The 15,413-nt window shown below is 64.4% G+C and carries 15 protein-coding genes and 1 tRNA gene; 13 read left to right on the top strand and 3 right to left on the bottom strand.

What is annotated here, in order from left to right:
- Nucleotides 1–89: 89 nt before the first annotated feature.
- The 6 genes from pstC to IPM60_02565 all read left to right on the top strand — a co-directional run bounded on the left by pstC (nucleotide 90) and on the right by IPM60_02565 (nucleotide 5,425).
- A complete protein-coding gene (pstC, locus tag IPM60_02590) occupies nucleotides 90–1,475 on the top strand; it encodes a phosphate ABC transporter permease subunit PstC (protein MBK8906809.1) in 1,386 nt (461 codons plus the stop codon).
- Nucleotides 1,468–2,808, top strand: a complete 1,341-nt coding sequence (pstA, locus tag IPM60_02585) for a phosphate ABC transporter permease PstA (GenBank protein ID MBK8906808.1) — start codon at nucleotides 1,468–1,470, stop codon at nucleotides 2,806–2,808. The genes pstC and pstA overlap by 8 nt, the downstream gene beginning before the upstream one ends.
- 75 nt (nucleotides 2,809–2,883) lie before the next feature.
- The gene (locus tag IPM60_02580) at nucleotides 2,884–3,657 is read left to right on the top strand and encodes a phosphate ABC transporter ATP-binding protein (GenBank protein MBK8906807.1); all 774 of its coding nucleotides are present in this window, start codon (nucleotides 2,884–2,886) and stop codon (nucleotides 3,655–3,657) included.
- A gap of 10 nt (nucleotides 3,658–3,667) precedes the next feature.
- On the top strand, nucleotides 3,668–4,378 hold the full coding sequence (gene phoU / locus IPM60_02575; protein MBK8906806.1) for a phosphate signaling complex protein PhoU: 711 nt from the start codon (nucleotides 3,668–3,670) through the stop codon (nucleotides 4,376–4,378).
- Nucleotides 4,379–4,409: 31 nt separating this feature from the next.
- Nucleotides 4,410–5,111 carry a phosphate regulon transcriptional regulator PhoB gene (phoB, locus tag IPM60_02570; protein ID MBK8906805.1) on the top strand — a complete coding sequence of 234 codons (702 nt, stop codon included), beginning with the start codon at nucleotides 4,410–4,412 and terminating at the stop codon, nucleotides 5,109–5,111.
- Nucleotides 5,112–5,254: 143 nt separating this feature from the next.
- The gene (locus IPM60_02565; protein MBK8906804.1) at nucleotides 5,255–5,425 is read left to right on the top strand and encodes a hypothetical protein; all 171 of its coding nucleotides are present in this window, start codon (nucleotides 5,255–5,257) and stop codon (nucleotides 5,423–5,425) included.
- A 533-nt stretch (nucleotides 5,426–5,958) separates the two neighbouring features.
- Here the strand turns inward: IPM60_02565 and IPM60_02560 are convergent.
- Nucleotides 5,959–6,034, bottom strand: a tRNA-Ala gene (locus IPM60_02560).
- A 128-nt stretch (nucleotides 6,035–6,162) separates the two neighbouring features.
- Nucleotides 6,163–6,555 (bottom strand): TIGR02300 family protein, encoded by a 393-nt coding sequence (locus IPM60_02555; protein ID MBK8906803.1) that lies wholly within the window; start codon nucleotides 6,553–6,555, stop codon nucleotides 6,163–6,165.
- 180 nt (nucleotides 6,556–6,735) lie between these two features.
- On the opposite strand from IPM60_02555, the gene aroA reads away from it, so the two are divergent.
- From aroA to typA, 7 genes are all read left to right on the top strand, one after another.
- Nucleotides 6,736–8,082 (top strand): 3-phosphoshikimate 1-carboxyvinyltransferase, encoded by a 1,347-nt coding sequence (gene aroA, locus IPM60_02550; protein ID MBK8906802.1) that lies wholly within the window; start codon nucleotides 6,736–6,738, stop codon nucleotides 8,080–8,082.
- On the top strand, nucleotides 8,079–8,825 hold the full coding sequence (locus IPM60_02545) for a (d)CMP kinase (GenBank protein ID MBK8906801.1): 747 nt from the start codon (nucleotides 8,079–8,081) through the stop codon (nucleotides 8,823–8,825). The genes aroA and IPM60_02545 overlap by 4 nt, the downstream gene beginning before the upstream one ends.
- Nucleotides 8,826–8,938: 113 nt before the next feature.
- Nucleotides 8,939–10,765 (top strand): 30S ribosomal protein S1, encoded by a 1,827-nt coding sequence (gene rpsA / locus IPM60_02540; protein ID MBK8906800.1) that lies wholly within the window; start codon nucleotides 8,939–8,941, stop codon nucleotides 10,763–10,765.
- Nucleotides 10,766–10,828: 63 nt separating this feature from the next.
- Nucleotides 10,829–11,734 carry a signal peptide peptidase SppA gene (sppA, locus tag IPM60_02535; protein ID MBK8906799.1) on the top strand — a complete coding sequence of 302 codons (906 nt, stop codon included), beginning with the start codon at nucleotides 10,829–10,831 and terminating at the stop codon, nucleotides 11,732–11,734.
- Nucleotides 11,735–11,826: 92 nt separating this feature from the next.
- On the top strand, nucleotides 11,827–12,111 hold the full coding sequence (gene ihfB / locus IPM60_02530; protein MBK8906798.1) for an integration host factor subunit beta: 285 nt from the start codon (nucleotides 11,827–11,829) through the stop codon (nucleotides 12,109–12,111).
- A 77-nt stretch (nucleotides 12,112–12,188) separates the two neighbouring features.
- Nucleotides 12,189–12,548, top strand: a complete 360-nt coding sequence (locus IPM60_02525; protein MBK8906797.1) for a DUF1049 domain-containing protein — start codon at nucleotides 12,189–12,191, stop codon at nucleotides 12,546–12,548.
- A 157-nt stretch (nucleotides 12,549–12,705) separates the two neighbouring features.
- Complete coding sequence (gene typA, locus IPM60_02520) at nucleotides 12,706–14,529, top strand: translational GTPase TypA (protein MBK8906796.1); 1,824 nt, start codon at nucleotides 12,706–12,708, stop codon at nucleotides 14,527–14,529.
- 41 nt (nucleotides 14,530–14,570) lie between these two features.
- Here the strand turns inward: typA and IPM60_02515 are convergent, their stop codons facing one another.
- A complete protein-coding gene (locus IPM60_02515; protein MBK8906795.1) occupies nucleotides 14,571–15,356 on the bottom strand; it encodes a response regulator in 786 nt (261 codons plus the stop codon).
- Nucleotides 15,357–15,413: the final 57 nt, after the last annotated feature.

Genomic DNA, 15,413 nt, shown 5'->3' with positions numbered 1-15,413 from the left:
CGGGTGAACCGGCCGTCGGGAGCGCGTGCTCCCGACGGCCACGTAGGTGCGCCGCCTGTTAATGCACAGGCATCGCCGGAAACAGGACAATGTCTCTCTGGATCTTGGTTGCAGCACTGGTGGGGTTGACGGTGCTCGGTTACTACACGGGCCGAACCCGTGCTCTGGGGACAGTTTCGGGCCGTGCGCGCGCCTTGCATTCGCTGCCTGGATACTACGGCTCCTACGTCGCCTTGTGGTGCGGAATTCCGGCGCTGGCAGTGTTCGGCCTTTGGATCGCGCTCGAGCCGACGGTCGTCGAGGCGCTGCTGGTCTCCAGTCTTTCGGAGACATCTCAGGACTTGTCCTCGGGACGGCTCGGCTTGCTCGTCAACGACATCCACAATTTGGCCAGCGGAAACATCGTCAGCGCCGAAGTTGATCCACAACTTCGTGCGGCCGCCGACTACTACAACCACCTCCGTTTTGTCAGCAATCTGGCTCTCGCCGTCGTCGTTCTTGCCGTGGCGATCGCCGGCTTGAGCATGGGCCTCCGCTTCATTTCGCCCCGACTCCGCGCTCGGAACGCAGTTGAGCGCGTGGTCAAGGTCGCGCTCATCGCCAGCTCCATGATCGCCATTCTGACGACCCTTGGCATCGTCCTGTCGCTGCTGTTCGAGGCGGTGCGGTTCTTCACGATGGTGCCGATCGACGAGTTCCTGTTCGGGCTGCAGTGGAGCCCGCAGACGGCGCTGCGCGAGGACCAGGTGGGGGCGACCGGTCTGTTCGGCGTCATCCCGCTGATGGTGGGCACGCTGCTGATCGCCTTCATAGCCATGTGCGTGGCGGCGCCGGTCGGTCTCTTGAGTGCGATCTACATGTCCGAATACGCCAACCCGCGGGTTCGCGCCGTGGTCAAGCCGGTCCTCGAGATCCTTGCCGGCGTGCCGACCGTCGTGTACGGCTTTTTCGCTGCACTCACCGTGGCGCCGTTCTTTCGCAACTTCGGCGAAGGCGTGCTTGGCATCAGCATTTCTTCGGAAAGCGCAATGACTGCCGGCCTGGTGATGGGCGTCATGATCATCCCGTTCGTATCGTCCCTGTCCGACGACGTGATCAGCGCCGTCCCGCAGTCGATGCGCGAGGGCTCGTACGGGCTTGGCGCCACCCGATCGGAGACCATCAAGCGGGTGATTTTGCCGTCCGCGCTGCCGGGAATCGTCGGCGGCCTGCTGCTCGGCGTTTCACGCGCCATTGGTGAGACGATGATCGTCGTCATGGCGGCCGGCCTTGCCGCCAACCTGACCGTCAACCCGCTGGAGGCGGTGACGACGATCACGGTCCAGATTGTAACGTTGCTGGTCGGCGACCAGGAGTTCGACAGCGCCAAGACGCTCGCGGCGTTCGCGCTAGGGCTGGTGCTGTTCTGCGTAACGCTGATCCTCAACGTGATCGCCCTGCATGTGGTCAGGAAGTATCGAGAGCAGTATGAGTAACCCTGCCGTCGCCGAGAACTCTGCTGCGGGCCTGGATCGCGGCGCCCGCCCGATCTCCCGCGTCATTGCCGGGAGCCTGAAACGTCGCTATGCGGCGGAACGGCGCTTCAAGGCGTACGGCATCGCCGCCATAGCTTTTGCAGTCCTGGCTCTCGGGGTCCTTTTCACCGATATCATTAGCAAGGGCCTGCCTGCGTTCACCCGGACGACGGTCGAGCTCGAAGTGACCGTCGATCCGAAGGTCATCGATCCGGACGGAACCCGCGACCCTCAGGTGCTGTCGTCCGCCAACTACCAGAAGCTCATCAAGGACGCCGTGATGCGCCTGTTTCCCGACGTCAGCGGACGGCGGGACGAGCGCGCGTTGATGAATCTTATCAGTCCGGGCGCCACCTACAGGCTTCGCAACGATGTTATTGAAGCGGAGCGCGAGGGCCGCTCGATCATCGGCGAGCGCGTCACGATGCACGTTCCGGTCGCGGACGACATCGACCAGTTCAACAAGGGCCACATCAGCGGTGATCTGGACGAGGCGGTGCGGCGCGTCTCGGATCAGCAGATCGCGTGGTTCCAGAACCTCAAGGAGCGCGGGCTCGTCGAGACGGCATTCAACACCACCCTGTTCACGGCCAGCGACTCGCGCTCGCCGGAGCTCGCCGGCATCAAGGGAGCGCTGATGGGCTCGTTCTGGACGATGCTGGTGACACTGGTGCTGTCCTTTCCGCTGGCGGTCGGCGCCGCGATCTATCTCGAGGAGTTCGCTCCGCAGAACCGCTGGACCGACCTCATAGAGGTCAACATCAACAACCTTGCCGCCGTGCCGTCGATCGTATTCGGCCTGCTCGGATTGGCGGTGTTTCTCAACTTCTTCGGGCTGCCCCGGTCGGCGCCGCTGGTCGGCGGCATGGTCCTGACGCTGATGACGCTGCCGACGATCATCATCGCCAGTCGGGCGGCGTTGAAGTCGGTGCCACCGTCGATCCGCGAAGCGGCCTTCGGCGTCGGCGCCTCGCAGATGCAGATGGTGTTCCACCACGTATTGCCGCTGGCGCTACCCGGCATGTTGACCGGCACCATCATCGGCATGGCCCAGGCCTTGGGCGAAACGGCGCCGCTGTTGATGATCGGCATGGTGGCGTTCATCGTCGATGTTCCGAACGGGCCGCTGGATGCGGCGACGGTGATGCCGGTGCAGATCTTCCTGTGGTCCGACCTGCCGGAGCGCGCCTTTGTGGAGCGGGCCTCGGCGGCGATCATGGTACTGCTCGGTTTCCTGATCCTCATGAATGCGCTGGCGGTGCTGCTGCGCAGACGCTTTGAAGTAAGGTGGTAGAGGCCCATGGACATGTCTGTGATGCAGTCGCGAAACACGGCTAATCAGGCGGCGTTGGACAACAATCCGGCACCGATGCTTACGGCTGCGGCCGGAGCCAAGATCTCGACCAAGGACGTTTCCGTCTGGTACGGCGAGAAGCAGGCGCTGAACAACGTCTCACTCGACATTTGCAAGAACCAGGTCACGTCGCTCATTGGGCCTTCCGGGTGCGGCAAATCCACGTATCTGCGCTGTCTCAACCGGATGAACGACATCATCGACATCTGCCGGGTGCGCGGCAGCATTCTGTTGGACGGAGAAGACATCCATTCGCGGGAAATGGACGTGGTTCATCTCAGGGCGCGGGTCGGGATGGTCTTTCAGAAGCCGAACCCGTTCCCCAAATCCATCTACGAGAACGTGGTCTACGGGCCGCGCATCCACGGCATCGCCCGCGGCAAAGCGGAGCTCGACGCCATCGTCCACACCAGCCTTGAAAAGGCGGGGCTGTTGAACGAGGTCAAGGACCGGCTGCACGAGCCGGGGACCGGGCTGAGCGGCGGTCAGCAGCAGCGGCTCTGCATCGCGCGCGCCATTGCCGTCGAGCCCGAGGTGATCCTGATGGACGAGCCGTGCTCGGCGCTCGACCCCATCGCCACCGCGAAGATCGAGGAGCTGATCGACGAGTTGCGGGAGAACTATACCATCGTCATCGTGACCCACTCGATGCAGCAGGCGGCCCGCGTGTCCCAGCGCACCGGCTTCTTCCATCTCGGCGAACTGGTCGAATGTGGAGACACGGAGCTGATTTTCACCAATCCACGGGATGAACGGACTCAGGGCTACATCACTGGCCGTTTTGGTTGAGGACCAACAGATGCCGTCGGAACACATCGTAAAATCATTCGACGACGAGCTGAACACGCTCGAGAACATCATTGCCGAAATGGGCGGGCTGGCAGAGCATCAGTTGGCGGAAGCGATCGATGCCCTGATCCATCGCGATGTGGAGAGGGCGCGGCGGGTTGCCGCTGCCGACGTGCGCATCGACGCGCTGGAAGCCCGGATCGACCAGCGCGCGGTGGCGTTGCTGGCGCTCCGCCAGCCGATGGCCACGGACCTGCGGTTCATCATCGCGACCCTGAAGATTTCCGGCATCATCGAGCGGATAGGCGATTACGCCAAGAACGTCGCCAAGCGGTGCGGGGCGCTCTCCGAGGTTCCACCGCAACCGCCCGCGGTCACGGTCGCCCGCATGGGACGCCTGGCGCAGCAGATGGTGAAGGATGTGCTGGACGCCTTCCGCGATCGCGACGTCGAAAAGGCGGAGCAGGTGCGGGCCCGCGACGAGGAAGTCGACGCCCTCTACACCAGCATTTTTCGCGAACTCCTGACCTACATGATGGAGGATCCGCGCAACATAACACCTTGCACCCACCTGCTGTTCGTCGCCAAGAACATCGAAAGAGTTGGCGATCACGCCACCAACATCGCGGAGACCGTCCAGTACGTCGTCCGCGGCGAGATGCCGCACGACGATCGGCGGAAGGGCGACGATTCGAGTTTGACCGTCATGGCGCCGAGGTGAGGGCGCCGCGTTAGTCGGAGAGTTTTCGGAGATGCAGCTAGACAAGCCGCGGATTCTGATCGTCGAAGACGAGGAGCCGCAAGCAGAGGTGTTGCGGTACAACTTCGAGCGCGAGGGCTTTGGCGCGGTGGTGGCGCGCGACGGCGAAGAGGCGGTGTTGCTCGTCGAAGAGCAGCAGCCGGATCTGGTGCTCCTCGACTGGATGTTGCCGGGATCCTCGGGTCTGGCGGTGTGCCAGCGCCTTCGCGCCCGCAAGGAAACGCGGAGTCTGCCCATCATCATCGTCACCGCCCGTGGGGAAGAAGCGGATCGGGTGCGCGGGCTGGAATGCGGTGCCGACGACTACGTCACCAAACCTTTTTCGCCGGGCGAGCTGGTCGCGCGGGTCCGCGCCGTGTTGCGTCGCTCGCGTCCGTCGCTGGCGGAGGAGTGCGTCAGCTACGGCGACATCACCATGGATCTCGCCGCCCACCGGGTGACGCGGGACGGGAACTCCGTCCACCTGGGGCCGACGGAATACCGACTGCTGCAGCTCTTCATGGAGCGGCCGGATCGTGTCTTCAGCCGCGAACAGCTTCTCGACAAGGTGTGGGGGCGGGACATCCACGTGGAGCTCCGCACGGTCGATGTTCATATCCGCCGGCTGCGCAAGGCGCTCAACGAGTCAGGCGGCGCCGATGTCATACGCACCGTTCGCGGCGCAGGCTACGCTCTCGACGCCACATCCACCTGACCTCGACCGCCGGTCGTCCAGCGTTCGCGCCTGACTTGGCGCGTCCAGTATTTTATCCTAATGTATGGGTCTTTGGTCCTTGACGCGCTGACACCGTGCGTTTATGTTCCCTTCACGTTCTCATAATCACGTGAGCAAACAGCATGACCGCAGCGAAACGCAATCAACTCCATCGCACCCTCTATCGGCACGACTGGTCGACCCTGGACGAGTGGGTCTCGACGCTGGACGAGCTTGCCGAACTGGACGACGGCGAAATCGAGTCTCTGGTCAACCTCGCCGCCAACGACGCGGAAGACGACCCGGACGCCTGAGCCGAAACGGCACAGGCGGCGCTTAGTCCAGGGGGTGGTGGTGGAGCCGCGTAGGGAACTCCCCTCGATGTGATGCTTGGCGCCATGAACACTGGGCGTTATCAGCGAAGGGGCTGGAATACCGTCCAGGCGCCCCAGTGCACGGTTGGCTCGCTCCAGCTTTGAGAGCAGGTGGACGCCCAAAATCAACTCACCCGGCGTCGGCACGGGCGCTGGCACGAACGCCATGTAACTGTCACCCGAGAGCGAGCAGCGAACCGACTCTCCGGAACGACGTATCGTTTTCACTGCGTGTAGCTGTGAAAGCTTCCTTTAACAAGAATGCCCGAACCCCATTCTTGTTAAAGGATAGCACCCTTGCCTTTTAATCGCCACGCCAGAAAGTTCGGCACCGCCCATCCTCATTCCGCCCGTCATCGGCAATCCCTGTTGGTAGCCAGTGCTTCTTGCTGCGCACAGAACCTGCGACGGTACTGCCCGATCAGCAGGTCGGTTTCGAATCCGATGTCGACGGGCGCTTAGTCCAGGGGTGGTGGTGGAGCCGAGGGGAATCGAACCCCTGACCTCTACAATGCCATTGTAGCGCTCTCCCAACTGAGCTACGGCCCCATGGCGACGCGGGCGTGGTCGAGGAGCGCCCGGCTATCGCAACGCAGACATTAGCGACGCGGCGGCGGTTTAGGCAAGGCGAAACGGCGACCAGAGGCGACCGGCGAGCCTTCCCCGGATCGGCCCGCTCAAGAGCGATCCTCGGCGTCGTCGTCGAAGTGCTCGATCACCTCTCCAATGTCGTCGTCATCCTCGCCGAGTTCGGACGTATCCTCGATCAGATCCTGGTTTTCATCGTCCAGCTTCTCGGCGTCATCGTCGCCAGTCTCGGCGCTATCTTCTCCAACGTCGTCAGCCACATCGTCATGGACCGCAGCGGGCGCCGGCTTCTTGGCGACGACGACGGGCGCCAACGCGCCGGCGGCCGCTTTCAGGCTCCCACTCCGACGGGTCCGCGGCTGGCGCTCCGGGTCGTGAGGGGTGTGGCAGACCGGGCAGGCGATTTCGTCGCGCCGCAGATCGTAGAACCGCGCGCCGCAATTATGGCAGGTCCGTTTCGTTCCCCACTCGGGCTTGGCCACGGTGTTCCTCCTGGTTGCGGCGTCTCGACCGTTTCCACCGACGGCGCCAATTGCCATGTTTGAGCGCACGGTGTCAAAACCAAATGTGGTCAAACGAGCGGTCTTTTCGCCTCGGGAATCGCGGCGGCGGCGGCGCGCGCCTCCTGTTCGGCGATCCGTGTGTGTGCTACAGACCGCCGCATGCAAGAACGACCCGCAATCGTGCCGGCGCTCGTCGCGCATCGGGCCTCTGCCCTCGGCGGAGCCACCGCCGTTCCGGGAGACAAGTCCATCTCCCACCGCGCGGTCATCCTGGCGGCGGCCGCCGTTGGGGAGAGCCTGATTTGCGGATTGCTGGAGGCGGACGACGTTCTTGCGACGGTCGCGGCGGTTCGCCAACTGGGGGCGCCGGTCGAGGCGCTCGGCTCGGACTATCGTGTTCTGGGACCCGGGATCGGGGCGCTGGCGGAACCGGCGACGGTGCTCGACATGGGCAACTCCGGCACCGGCGCCCGCCTGCTCGCCGGGCTCGTCGCCACTCACCCGTTCATCACGTTCTTCAGCGGTGATGAATCCCTGTCGGCGCGGCCGATGAAACGGGTGACCGATCCGCTCACTGCCATGGGAGCGACGATCTGGACCCGGAGCGGCGGACGCCTGCCGATGGCGGTGCGCGGCGCCACAGATCCATTGCCCATCACCTATGAGATGCCGGTGGCGTCGGCACAGGTCAAATCGGCGGTTCTCCTTGCGGCCCTCAACACGCCGGGGAGAACGGTGGTCATCGAACCGGCACCGAGCCGCGATCATACTGAACGGCTGCTGAGGCACTTCGGCGTGGACATCGTGGTCGAGCCGCTGGGATCGAGCGGCCGGCGGATCAGCCTGACGGGTCAGCCGGAACTAAGCGGACGGGAGATCGTCGTGCCGGGCGACCTGTCGTCGGCGGCGTTTCCGCTCGTCGCCGCGATCGTCGTTCCGGGCTCGCGGATCCGGCTGCAAGGGGTCGGCATCAATCCGCTCCGTGCGGGCCTGATCGAAACGTTGCTGGAGATGGGGGCGCGCATCGGCGTCGTCGATCAGCGGTCGGCGGGATGCGAGGCCGTGGCGGATCTGGTCGTTGAAGCCGGCCCGCTGCGCGGCGTCCAGGTGCCGGCCGAACGGGCGCCGGCGATGATCGACGAATTTCCGATTCTGGCGGTTGCGGCGGCCTGCGCCACCGGAATGACGTTGATGACGGGCATTGGAGAGCTCAGGGTCAAGGAGAGCGACCGCCTGTCGGCGATGGCGAAGGGCCTGACATCGTGCGGCGTCGAGGTGGAGGAGGGCGAGGACTGGCTCCGGGTGATCGGTGCGGGCGGACCGCCGCTCGGCGGGGCTATGGTTCCCACGGGCCTGGATCATCGCATCGCCATGGCTTTCCTGGTGCTCGGCACCGCCAGCCAACGTCGTGTGACCATCGACGATGCGGGTCCGATCCGCACCAGTTTTCCGGACTTCGCGGCGCTGATGAACGCGCTCGGCGCCAGGATCGAGCCGGCCGCATGACAACGTTGACGCACCCCCGCGATCCTGCCGTCAAGCGGCCGCTGGTCATAGCGGTCGACGGACCCGCCGCGGCCGGGAAGGGAACCTTGGCGCGCCGCCTCGCGGAGGCTCTCGGGCTCGCCTATCTGGACACCGGCCTGCTCTACCGGGCCGTCGGGATGAACGCGCTCGAGCAGAACGTGGCGCCCGGCACATCGAGCAGCACTTCCTCAATTGCGCCCGATGCCGCAATCGCCGCGGCGCGCGCGCTGACCGTCGCGGATCTGCAGCGGGCGGATCTGCGCAGCGACGCCGCCGCCAACGCCGCCTCCCACGTCGCTGCGATCCCGGCTGTGCGGGAAGCCCTGTTGAGCTTTCAGCGGCAATTCGCCGCTGCACCGCCCGAGGGCAGCGCCGGCGCGGTTCTGGATGGTCGCGATATCGGCTCCGTGGTATGTCCGGATGCGCGCGTCAAGGTGTTCGTCACCGCTTCCGAAACCGTGCGCGCCGCACGGCGGTATAGGGAGTTGCGACAGCGCGGGCTCGCGGCTATACATAGCCGCGTTTTGACGGATATGCGGGAGCGGGACGCACGCGATCGAGCGCGCGTCGTTGCGCCGTTGAAACCGGCGGAAGACGCCATCGTCATCGACACGAGCGAATTGGATCCGGATATCGTTCTCGGCGTGGTGTTGAAGGTTATGGTCTCCAGCCTCGGGGCGCTGCCGACGGCCCGCGGGAACTTGCGTCCGCGACCAGATTAAGCGGGTCTGGCAGACTGAACGCGCCTGGGCCTCCGCGAAGTCCGGCCGGCTTTTGCGTTGCGGCAGACGTCCAATCGCCTGACATGGAAAAACGTTATGGGAACACACGACTAATGGCATCAACCTCAACTGACACAGCCCTGCACGAGGCTCCGCCTCCCGCCATGGAGAGCTTCGCGGAGCTTCTCGAAGAATCGATCGGCGAAAACGAGAGCTTCGAGGGCCAGGTCGTCACCGGTACCGTCGTCCGCGTCGAGAACGATATGGCGATCATTGACGTCGGCTTGAAATCGGAAGGGCGCGTCCCGTTGAAGGAGTTCGCTGCTCCGGGTCAGCCGAGCGCGATGAAGGTGGGCGACAAGGTCGATGTCTTTGTCGAGCGCTACGAAGACAAGGACGGGATGGTCAGCCTCAGCCGCGAGAAGGCGCGGCGGGAAGAAGCGTGGACCCAGCTCGAGCGTGCCTTCACCAATGCCGAAAGGGTGACAGGCACCATCTTCGGGCGTGTCAAAGGCGGCTTCATCGTGGATCTTTCGGGCGCAGTGGCGTTTCTCCCGGGAAGTCAGGTGGATATTCGCCCGGTGCGCGACGTAAGTCCGCTGATGAATACGCCGCAGCCGTTCCAGATCCTGAAGATGGACCGCAGCCGCAACAACATCGTCGTCTCACGGCGGGCGGTTTTGGAAGAGACCCGCGCCGAGGCGCGCTCCGAGTTGATCTCCAATCTCAAGGAGGGCCAGGTCCTCGAGGGCATGGTCAAGAACATCACCGACTACGGCGCCTTCGTCGATCTTGGCGGTGTGGACGGTCTCTTGCACGTGACCGACATTTCCTGGAAGCGCATCAATCATCCTACCGAGGCGCTGCAGATCGGCCAGACCATCCATGTCCAGGTGATCCGGTTTAATCCCGAAACGCAGCGCATCTCCCTCGGCATGAAACAGCTGGAGGCCGATCCCTGGGATGGCGTGGCGCTCAAGTACCCGGTGTCGACCAAGTTCACCGGCCGTGTCACCAACATCACCGACTATGGCGCCTTCGTCGAGCTGGAGCCGGGGGTCGAGGGCCTGGTGCACGTATCCGAGATGAGCTGGACCAAAAAGAACGTTCATCCGGGCAAGATCGTCTCCACCAGCCAGGAAGTGGACGTGGTCGTGCTCGATGTCGATCCGGACAAGCGCCGGATCAGCCTCGGGCTGAAGCAGACCCTCTCCAATCCGTGGGTGGACTTCCTGGAGGCGCATCCGGTCGGCTCCGAGGTGGAAGGCGAAGTCAAGAACATCACCGAATTCGGGCTGTTCCTCGGGTTTGCCGGCGACATCGACGGCATGGTGCATCTGTCCGACCTGTCGTGGGGACGCTCGGGCGAAGAGGCGCTTGCCGAATTCGAGAAGGGCTCCATGGTTCGCGCCAAGGTGCTGGACGTGGACGTGGAAAAGGAGCGTATCAGCCTCGGCATCAAGCAGCTCGCCGAGGATCCGTTCGAGACCAGCGTCGCCACGCTCAAGCGGGGCCAGGTCGTCACCTGCACGATCTCCGAAGTGACCGACAGCGGCATCGAGGTCAACGTCGTCGGCGGCATGACCGGCTTCATCCGCAAGAGCGAACTGTCGCGCGAGCGCAGCGAGCAGCGGCCGGATCGCTTCGCCCGCGGCGAAAAGGTGGACGCCAAGATCACCCAGATCGACCGCTCTGGGCGCAAGCTGGTGCTGTCCATCAAGGCGCGCGAGGTCGATGAAGAAAAGCGCGCCGTCGCCGAGTATGGCTCGACGGACGCCGGCGCCAGCCTCGGGGACATCCTCGGCGCCGCTTTCAGGGAGAAGCGCGCGGCGGCGGCGCGCGCGGCGGAGCGTGAGGCCGAAGCCGAAACGGACGAGGACGCCGATGCCGACGCGTCCGACGACGATGACAGCGACAGCGGCCGGGACGGCACGGCTTGAGCCGCTTCCCGCGATAGCCCGAGGCGCGAGATAGCCTGAGGCGCACGGGGGGCGCGAGGCGGCATGCATTTGCAAGGCGACTACGCGCTGGATCGTCGTCGGCTCAAGCGCCGACTGACCACGTGGCGCGTCCTTGCGGTCGTCGCGGCGGTCATCGCGGTCGTCGCCGCTCTTGCGCCGATGGGATACTTGATCTCCAGGCCGCACCTCGCCCGGGTGGCCATCGAAGGAGTGATCACCGAGGATCGGGAGCGGGACCGGGCGCTCGCCGACCTTGCGGACGACTCCTCCGTCGAAGCGCTGGTGGTGCATATCGACAGTCCCGGAGGAACCGTCGTCGGCGGCGAAACCCTCTACCTTCGGCTTCGCTCGATTGCCGACCGCAAACCTGTCGTCGCGGTCCTGGGCGGGCTCGGGACCTCCGCTGCCTACATGACCGCCCTCGGCAGCGACCACATCATCGCGCGCGCCGGCACCATCACTGGCTCCATCGGCGTGATCCTGCAAACGGCGGAGGTCACCGACCTCCTGAACGACGTGGGAATCAAGGCTGAAACGATCAAGAGCGGGCCGCTCAAGGCGCAGCCCAACCCTCTGGAACCGTTGACGCCGGCCGCTCGCGAGGCTGTCGAAGCTTCGGTCATGGACATCTACGAGATGTTCGTCGCCATGGTTGGAGAACGCCGCTCGCTGGACCGCTCCGCCGTCATGAGCCTGGCCGACGGGCGCGTGTACACCGGCAGACAAGCGCTCGACAACGGTCTTATCGACGAGATCGGCGGCGAGGAGGAGGCGCGAGCGTGGCTGCAGCGCACCCACGATGTCGGGACGTTCCTTCCGATCCGCGACGTCGATCTGGAGGGAGCCGATCGGACGCTGTTTGACATGCTCCGCACCTCGGTTCGAAAACTGTTTTTGTCTGAGATACTTAGTCTTGACGGGCTGGTGTCCGTTTGGCACCCTAAGTGACGGAGCGGCGAAGCACTGGGCGTGGGCTCGCGAGAGCCGCGGCGCGCGCGTTCGGTCAATTGCCGGACGTTGTTTGGGGAGGGGACGAAGCGATGACGCGATCGGAGCTTATTGCCCGGCTTGCCGCGGCCAATCCTCACCTCTATCAGCGGGACATCGAGCGCATCGTCACCACCATCTTCGACGAAATCGGCAGCGCGCTGGCCCGTGGCGACCGGGTCGAACTCCGGGGGTTCGGCGCCTTCTCGGTGAAGGAGCGGGGAGCGCGCCTCGGCCGCAACCCCAGGACGGGCGAAGCGGTCGACGTTTCCGCGAAGTACGTTCCCTACTTCAAGACCGGCAAGCTTCTTCGAGAACGTTTGAACCTTGAGGAATAACCTCCGGCAACACCATGGCAGCAACGCCGTGACAGGACCGCCGGCGGGCGGCTGAACCCGGCAGTGGGAGACAGTAGGTGAAGTTTTTTTTCTGGATCATCGCCATTCCTCTGGCCCTGGCGATCATCATTTTCGCCGTCAATAACGGCGCGATGGTCGATCTCGACACGTGGCCGCTTCCGTACACGCCGCAAGTGCCGGTGTTCGCGATCGGGCTGATCGGTCTCTTCATCGGCTTTCTGTTCGGCGGCATCGTCGCCTGGCTTCGCGCCGGCAAGACGCGGCGGCGCTCACGGGATCTCTATCGGCGGGTCGAATCCGATCAGCGGGATAAGGCGATCCTGGCGCAGAAAATCAAGAAGATGGAGGACGCCGAGCGGCGCGCGTCGATCCCGCCCGCTCCGACATCGACGTCGATGACCACCACCGCCGCCTGACAACCGCACTACCGGGCCGCAGCCGCCGCCGGCCAAGACCGCCGCGCGAGCTACTATAGTGTTCGCCACGGGGGGGCGCCCGCCCCCTACCCGGCGGTGAATCCCTTTCATCGACGTGCTATAACCGCTCGCTTCCAGAGCCCGAACCGGAGCCTTCATGAACGAAGCCATTCGTTCCCTTCGCAACATTGCCATCGTTGCCCACGTCGACCATGGCAAGACCACCCTCGTCGATCAGCTTCTGAGACAATCCGGAACCCTCGCGTCCCACAAGGATAGCCCCGATCGGGTCATGGATTCCAACGACCTGGAGCGCGAGCGCGGCATTACCATCCTGTCCAAGAACACCTCCATCAAGTGGCGCGACTGGCGCATCAACATCGTCGACACACCCGGCCACGCCGACTTCGGCGGAGAAGTCGAGCGCGTGCTGTCGATGGTGGACTCGGTGCTGCTCCTGGTCGATGCCGCAGACGGGCCGATGCCGCAGACCACCTTCGTTACCCGCAAGGCGCTGGCGCAAAGGCTCAATCCGATCGTCGTGGTCAACAAGGTGGATCGTCTCTCCGCGCGCCCCGACTGGGTCGTGGATCAGACCTTCGATCTGTTCGACCGCCTTGGCGCCACCGACGCGCAGCTCGACTTTCCGGTGCTGTTCACCTCGGCGACGCAAGGATGGGCCTCTTCCGAGTCGCGGCTGCGTGGCGAAGACATGACGCCGTTGTTTCAGTGCATCATCGACAGGGTGCCGCCGCCCTGCGTGGATCCCGATGGGCCGTTCCAGCTCCAGGTCAGTTCCCTCGATTATTCCAGCTACGTCGGCGTGATCGGGATCGGCCGCATTCGCCGCGGCAATATTCGGCGCAACTCGGCGGTTGCGATTGCCGATGTCGACGGCAAGGCACGGCGCGGCCGCCTCCTGCAGATCCTCGGTTTTCATGGTCTGGAACGGGTCGAGCGGGACGTGGCGACGGCCGGCGACATCATCGCCTTCACCGGCATCGACAACCTCAAGATTTCGGAGACTTTGTGCGACCCGGCGGCGATCGAACCATTGCCGCCACTGGTCGTCGACGAGCCGACGATCAGCATGACCTTTCAGGTCAACGACTCGCCGCTTGGCGGGCGCGAAGGCAAGTATGTGACCAGCCGCAATCTCCGCGAGCGACTGGATCAGGAACTCCTGCACAATGTGGCGCTCCGCGTCGATGCCACATCCGACGCCGACAAGTTCAAGGTCTCCGGCCGCGGCGAGTTGCATCTCGCGATCCTCATCGAGACCATTCGGCGGGAAGGCTACGAGCTGGCGATCTCGCGGCCGGAAGTGATCCTCAAGACCATCGACGGAGAGGTCCGCGAGCCATGGGAGACGCTCGCCATCGACATCGAGGACGTCCACCAGGGCCCGGTGATGGAGCGCCTTGGCGAGCGTCGCGGCGAGATGAAGGACATGGTGCCGGACGGCCAGGGGCGGGTGCGGCTCGATTACATGATCCCGAGCCGCGGCCTGATAGGCTTCCGTTCCGAGTTTCTAACCGTCACCTCCGGAACGGGCTTGATTTACCACGCGTTCGAGCGCTACGGGCCGCAGGTGCCCGCTGAAATCGGCGGGCGCGCCAATGGGGTACTGGTGTCGATGGCGTCCGGCAAGGCGCTCGCCTATGCGTTGTTCGGCCTCCAGGATCGCGGCAGGCTGTTCATCGCGCCGGGCACGGAAGTCTACGAGGGCATGGTGATAGGCATACATTCCCGCGGCAACGACCTGGCGGTCAACCCCCTCAAGGCCAAGCAGCTCACCAACATCCGCGCCGCCGGCAGCGACGAAAACGTCATCCTGGTGCCGCCCATCGCCACTACTCTCGAATTCGCGCTCGAGTTCATCAACGACGACGAACTGGTGGAGGTCACCCCCCAGTCGATCCGCATCCGGAAGAAGCACTTGAAGGAACACGAGCGCAAGAAGGCGATGCGCGCCGCGTAATCCGCGCTACTGCAGGAGGCGTCGCGGCAAGGCCGTCCAGATCAGGCGGTCGATTCGAAGAACAGCGCCTGGCTGATCGCTGCGCGGACGGTTTCGGCTTGAAACGGCTTGGTGATCAGAAAGGTCGGCTCGGGGCGCTCGCCGGTCAGCAGACGCTCGGGATAGGCGGTGACGAAGATGACCGGAACCTCGAACGCGTCGATGATTTCACGGACGGCGTCGATGCCGGACGACCCGTCGGCAAGCTGGATATCCGCCAGCACCAAGCCGGGCCTGTGCTCCTTTGCCGCCTTGACGGCGCTGTCCCGCGTATCCGCGACGGCTGCGACGGAGTGTCCGAGTTCCTCGACAATGCTTTCGAGATCCATGGCGATGAGGGGCTCGTCCTCGATGATCAGCACGCTGGAGGTCGTTTGACGACCGATTTCCTCCATTGCCGACTTCACCAGCCCCGGGATTTCCTCGGGATCGAGCTGCATGATCCGTGCCGCCTGATGATCGGAGAAGCCCTCCATGGCGGTCAGCAGCAGCGCCTGCCGCGACGTCGGCGTCAGCGTCGCCAAACGCTTCTTGACGATCTCTTCGCGGTCGCCGAGCGACGCTGGCGGTTCCGGCACATCGACCGTTACCGATGTCCAGACCGCGTGGAAAACCGCATAGAGCGCGATCCGCGGTGCGACGTCGGTCGGAAACTCATCGGGCGCAGCGACAATCGCTTCCAGGGCAGCGGCGACGAAGGCGTCGCCACTTTCCTGATTTCCGGTCAACGCACGCGCGTAGCGGCGAAGAAGCGGGATATGTACGGCGATCTCCTCGGCGCGCGACATCGGTCGTCATGCTCCTTAAGCACAGTCTCAAAGAGGAGAGCCACGCCTCCCACAGCG

The sequence above is a fragment of the Rhodospirillales bacterium genome (assembly GCA_016710335.1).
Classification (GTDB): Bacteria; Pseudomonadota; Alphaproteobacteria; order Rhodospirillales; family Defluviicoccaceae; genus JADJXQ01.
Note: the sequence above shows the minus strand (reverse complement) of the source record. Positions and strands in the feature narration are given on the sequence as shown.

Coding starts and splice junctions, on each gene's coding strand:
- pstC (MBK8906809.1), top strand. CDS start 90: ATGTCTCTCTGGATCTTGGTTGCAGCACTGGTGGGGTTGACGGTGCTC.
- pstA (MBK8906808.1), top strand. CDS start 1,468: ATGAGTAACCCTGCCGTCGCCGAGAACTCTGCTGCGGGCCTGGATCGC.
- IPM60_02580 (MBK8906807.1), top strand. CDS start 2,884: ATGCTTACGGCTGCGGCCGGAGCCAAGATCTCGACCAAGGACGTTTCC.
- phoU (MBK8906806.1), top strand. CDS start 3,668: ATGCCGTCGGAACACATCGTAAAATCATTCGACGACGAGCTGAACACG.
- phoB (MBK8906805.1), top strand. CDS start 4,410: ATGCAGCTAGACAAGCCGCGGATTCTGATCGTCGAAGACGAGGAGCCG.
- IPM60_02565 (MBK8906804.1), top strand. CDS start 5,255: ATGACCGCAGCGAAACGCAATCAACTCCATCGCACCCTCTATCGGCAC.
- aroA (MBK8906802.1), top strand. CDS start 6,736: ATGCAAGAACGACCCGCAATCGTGCCGGCGCTCGTCGCGCATCGGGCC.
- IPM60_02545 (MBK8906801.1), top strand. CDS start 8,079: ATGACAACGTTGACGCACCCCCGCGATCCTGCCGTCAAGCGGCCGCTG.
- rpsA (MBK8906800.1), top strand. CDS start 8,939: ATGGCATCAACCTCAACTGACACAGCCCTGCACGAGGCTCCGCCTCCC.
- sppA (MBK8906799.1), top strand. CDS start 10,829: ATGCATTTGCAAGGCGACTACGCGCTGGATCGTCGTCGGCTCAAGCGC.
- ihfB (MBK8906798.1), top strand. CDS start 11,827: ATGACGCGATCGGAGCTTATTGCCCGGCTTGCCGCGGCCAATCCTCAC.
- typA (MBK8906796.1), top strand. CDS start 12,706: ATGAACGAAGCCATTCGTTCCCTTCGCAACATTGCCATCGTTGCCCAC.
- IPM60_02515 (MBK8906795.1), bottom strand. CDS start 15,356: ATGTCGCGCGCCGAGGAGATCGCCGTACATATCCCGCTTCTTCGCCGC.